Origin of the sequence: Bartonella sp. AP57NXGY (assembly GCF_042195805.1) — a bacterium.
GTDB lineage: Bacteria > Pseudomonadota > Alphaproteobacteria > Rhizobiales > Rhizobiaceae > Bartonella.
Genome location: NZ_JBHIOZ010000101.1, coordinates 1 through 4,494, shown reverse-complemented (window position 1 = coordinate 4,494; position 4,494 = coordinate 1). Strand labels below are relative to the sequence as shown.

The following is a 4,494-nucleotide window of genomic DNA, read 5'->3' as shown; positions in this document are numbered from 1 at the left end:
AGGAATATGAGAATTGCATAAAATTACAAAAATATTTGTTATTATTATCAAACCAAAAGATGCAAATATCAAAATACCTTGGATAAAATAGGGATTTTTTTTAATTTCTAAAAAGCATAAAAATATAAAAATTATAATACCAAACAAGGCTCTTAGCTGCTTATCTGTAAACATATTTATTTCCTGCGGTTTTTGATAATTTTTTGATCTCTTTATTGATCTCATCTATGAGAGGTTCGTAATTGAGAACGCTTTTCGGAATACCGCCCCCATAAATCCACGCTTTCACTTGAGCCTTGGTACTGTAATCAACATTCTCAGGCATCTCATGATACTGACCACCGTCAAATTCTTCATATTCTCTTGTACCATCATCATATTCGTAAAGATTGTAAAAATACTCTGCTACCCCTAATCCCCATGGGGCATGCCCCACCGCCGTTGCAACGAACTTTTTTCCCCCCTTCTGTTTACGTTTTTTTAAAAACATCTGGTTTAATATCCCCTATCTAAATCCATAACTTTACCAATGGGTTTATTTGCCTCAAAATGGACCGTACAGAAGCGTTTTTAATTTCAATGTGGTTTTTATCACAAAATCTTTAAATCGCTCTGTACGGTGCCTTTCTGTCAATTTAAACGCATATCTATTCTCAAAATCATCAGCAAACTTCACTACTTTGCTGTTTATCATTCAATGCCCTTTAAAACTTCTTCAAGTTCTTTTTGAAGCTTTTCTATGCGTTCTGATGGCATCGGTGCCTTTTTATTTGTTTCCTTTTCAGGCTTTTCAAGGCTCCTAAGAATGTGCTTTGCATGAAAGCGAATATTGCCTTCAAGCGTCTTACAATAACGATAAAAATCTGCTGTTGAGGGCATAAAGGTCGAATTTAAGCCCTCGGCTTTGCCTTTCAAAGCGTTCTTTGTTGCCGTTTGCAATACCCAGCTGCTTATGCCTTCAAGAGCGTAAAGATACGCAAGCGCTGTCGCTTTCTCATCTGATCCCATGGGGCTCTTAAGTCCATTTGAAAGGACAAGATACGTTGTTTGAATTTCTTCTTCAGTCGCTTTCTTTTCAAGCTTTTGCAACGCATCATGAACTAATGAAGTAATTCTCTCCGCTTCTGCAATCAATGGTTTTTGCCCTGTCTTCCAATGGAACGGTGGTTCGGTTGTCATCCTCGAATAGAAATTTGTACACACTATCTGAATTTTTGATATTGGACATGTGCTGTGCAACGCGATAACTCCATCCACGCTGCTGTACTGTTGTTTCAGTGCTTGACTTTCCATAGTTTTTTCCTTTCTGTAAATCTTCAATTGCCTTGCGTACCCAGTTGCGCCATGTTGCTTGCCAATCCGTTTTGCATGCGTCCTTACCTGCCTTGGCATTCCAATAATCTCTAAATTTTGCGATTTCGACTTTCACACGCTCTGAAGGCAAGCCTTCGTTGATTGCAAAATCGTAATCGGGTTCAAAATCCGCAGGCAATCGACAACCTCTATCGGCTTTAACCCGCTTGGCTTTTTTAGGAACGTTTTCTTGCTCGTGAATGGGAGGTTGATTGTCTGATGATGTTGCGATTTGATTTGGTTCGCTTTCAATCGCATCAACCTCGATTGGCTCTTCAATCAAATCCGTTGTTTCTAAATCTTCAAATTCAGTTTCTTTTTTTGATAAAACGATAGTTTTATTTTTTTTATATATATTATTCTTATTCTGGTTCTTTATAGCTAGATTTTGCTTATCTTTTGCTTCAGCAAAAAAATCATTTTGCTTATCTTTTGCTTCAGCAAAAAAATCATTTTGCTTGTCGTTTGCTTCAGCAAAATTATTAACATGTTGTTTTGTATTGTTTTTTGCTTGTGCACCTTTTTTACCAGCTTCACTACGAATTTGTGATATATGATCTTTTTTATCAGCAAAATCTTTTAGCTCTTCTTCAACGCGCGTATTCCACAACCCACCATCTATCTCAACAAGTTTATCATTCCTCATTAAGTATTCGACAATAGTTGCAAATTTTTTCTGCGAGCAATTGCAAGCACGTGCAAGCGTTTCAAAATCTTCTTTAATGGGTGCTTTTTTATCGTACATGCGAACAAGAAGTGTTATATAAACGCCCCGTTGTTCCAATGTCATCCCATCTGTACCACTAATCCAATCATACAAATGAAATCTTATCCACGGCATACCATTAGACATGCCTTACCTCCATATTATTGCAAGTGAAATTATCTAGCTCTTCAGTGACGTTATTGAGTTCTTTTTCAACTTCTGAATTCCACAACCCACCATTGTCTAAACGTATGATGAATCCACCTTCAATCAAGGAATTCAAAGCTGCTTCAAACTCTTCTACTGGATAACCAACCCAAAAAGCTAATACCGTTAAGTCCTTTAAAATAGGTTCACCAGTATGGAGCATTAGAAGTCGCAACATGACATAGATACATTTCTCGGTCGGCGACAAACAACCAAGAGTAACAAGCCATCTGTCTGCAAAAAGCCTCGTCCATGGTAATTTACTGGACATACCCCAATTCCCTTTCTTTAACTAAATATAAAATTGCTAAAGCATCTGCTTCGTTATCATCTTTCGGATTGTGCCCTTTTGCACGCACCGCCTTAATCATCTCTTCTTTCGACGCATTCCCCTTGCCTGTCGTCGCTTTCTTAATTGTACTTACTGGTATCCCCTCATACGGTATCTGATGCTGTTCACACCACGCCGTTAACGTTGCTAACAAACCACCGTAAACATGCGCTGCATCTGTACCTTTATGACGCCTCACCTCTTCAAAATACACCGCGTCAATTTGACCTGCTGTCTGCTTTATTTCTGATAGCCATTGTTTAAAACGCAAATAACGCATTCCACCGCCTTCAAAACGGCGCGATTGAAAATTCACGGTACCACTGAACATGTCACCACTTGCACCACGTATCGCCCACCCCGTTTTGGTACCTAGATCAAAACAAAGAATCGTGTTAATCACCACGCCGCTCCATACAAAATGTGTTTTATAGGATTGTTTTTTTCTGAAAATGAAGGAAAGAAGGGTGTAAGAAATATGCAAGCGGTTTTAAATTGGATAGAACAGCATCCTGTATTATTTTCTGCGTTTTCTGTTTTATTTTCTGCACTTTCTTCGGTTGGTGCTTTATTATCCGCAATTTTTTCTTTTCGTTCTATTAAACAGACATTGAATTTAAGAAATGAAGATCGAATAGAAGCTGCAAAGTTCAGAAGAGAAGACCGAGAAAAATTTGAAACAGAATTAGCTAATGCCATGGACATAGCTAATTCAACTAAACAACAAGCAATATCAATGGAAAAGCTTGCTAACGTTCTAGAAAAACAGACAGAAATTCTAGAGCAGAGAAAACTTAATGTTTTTGTACAGCGTATAGTGATGCATAATGATCCTGATAATAAATCACAATTATTAATTGATATATTATTAACCATTGCAAATCCTACAAAACACATAATTAAAATTAATTCCATCAGTATAGAGAATGATAGAAATTATAAATTTATTCACGCAGTCTATCGTGGATTTACTGATTCAACCGTTTTTCCCCTCGGAGATATATACCAAATCCAGCCCCAAAGCTCCAAATACCTCTGTTTTAAACAACCCCAAACAGAGCCTCTAATACATGGAGATATTGACCCATTTAGCCTCATAGCTTTTGGCTCATTAGAACTAATTCTTACCATTTCGCCTCTCAAGAAAAATCCATTAATTTATCTAATATTTACTATGGAACACACTGCTATAGATCCTGAAAATCCACCAGAAAAAGTGAATTTTTTCGCTCACTGTATTCGTTTAAAAAATGCTTTCAATCCACTATAGTTTTCCCAGGTACGAGATAGCTCTGTTGTTCCTCAGGACTTTTTTTAGCAAGATCTTCCCATGTCAGTGGCTTTAACCCCAATAAATGCCCCAATAACTCTTGAGACCTCGGCCAATAGTCTAGTTGTGCAAATGTAATGGTATTTCGTGGTATAAACCATTCTTCAAAAGCTCTAACAACTTTAATTGCTTGAATCTTTGTCTGCTCATCCCTCATTAATTGTTGCAATAATTCCTGCGATCTATCTTCTTGTTCATCTGTAATGGGATTTAGTTCTATAAACTCTCTTACAAGCGTACGAACAGCTTTAGAGACTTGAATATTTTCATAAATATTTTCATATGACATCACACATTCTTGCCCTTTAGTGCTTTTCTCTAAACATTCTTGCACGTTTGCTTGTAATTCTTGTAAATGTTGTATTTTCTCTTCATTTTCTGCTAGCTGTCCTTCCATCAATGCTTTTTGTGACATTATTAACTCATTTTTTTCTGCTAGCTCTTTTCTAAGCCTTCGCACTCTTTTAGAAGAGTCATGAACAGCATAAAACGAAATCACATTCGCAATTAAGGAAATAACAATTGCTACTAAACTCATCTTTCTCTCCTCACTTACCCTTCTTCTTA

Annotated in this window: 7 protein-coding genes; 1 reads left to right on the top strand and 6 read right to left on the bottom strand. The window is 37.0% G+C overall.

The features are described from left to right. Positions 1-160: 160 nt before the first annotated feature. From ACFIL8_RS07785 to ACFIL8_RS07765, 5 genes are all read right to left on the bottom strand, one after another. A complete protein-coding gene (locus ACFIL8_RS07785; protein ID WP_375613775.1) occupies positions 161-490 on the bottom strand; it encodes a hypothetical protein in 330 nt (109 codons plus the stop codon). 200 nt (positions 491-690) lie between these two features. Further along, on the bottom strand, positions 691-1,134 hold the full coding sequence (locus ACFIL8_RS07780) for a hypothetical protein (protein WP_375613776.1): 444 nt from the start codon (positions 1,132-1,134) through the stop codon (positions 691-693). Continuing rightward, positions 1,094-2,206, bottom strand: a complete 1,113-nt coding sequence (locus ACFIL8_RS07775) for a YdaU family protein (protein ID WP_375689339.1) — start codon at positions 2,204-2,206, stop codon at positions 1,094-1,096. The genes ACFIL8_RS07780 and ACFIL8_RS07775 overlap by 41 nt, the downstream gene beginning before the upstream one ends. Continuing rightward, a complete protein-coding gene (locus ACFIL8_RS07770) occupies positions 2,199-2,537 on the bottom strand; it encodes a DUF1376 domain-containing protein (RefSeq protein ID WP_375638628.1) in 339 nt (112 codons plus the stop codon). The genes ACFIL8_RS07775 and ACFIL8_RS07770 overlap by 8 nt, the downstream gene beginning before the upstream one ends. Continuing rightward, a complete protein-coding gene (locus ACFIL8_RS07765; protein ID WP_375638626.1) occupies positions 2,527-3,000 on the bottom strand; it encodes a crossover junction endodeoxyribonuclease RuvC in 474 nt (157 codons plus the stop codon). The genes ACFIL8_RS07770 and ACFIL8_RS07765 overlap by 11 nt, the downstream gene beginning before the upstream one ends. Before the next feature lie 75 nt (positions 3,001-3,075). Between ACFIL8_RS07765 and ACFIL8_RS07760 the strand changes: the two genes are divergently transcribed. Then, positions 3,076-3,867: a hypothetical protein gene (locus ACFIL8_RS07760; protein WP_375632835.1), complete on the top strand. Its 792-nt coding sequence runs from the start codon at positions 3,076-3,078 to the stop codon at positions 3,865-3,867. Here ACFIL8_RS07760 and ACFIL8_RS07755 read toward each other — a convergent pair. Further along, positions 3,854-4,494: hypothetical protein (locus ACFIL8_RS07755; RefSeq protein WP_375682218.1), on the bottom strand; the 641-nt coding region annotated here is incomplete at its 5' end. The genes ACFIL8_RS07760 and ACFIL8_RS07755 overlap by 14 nt on opposite strands.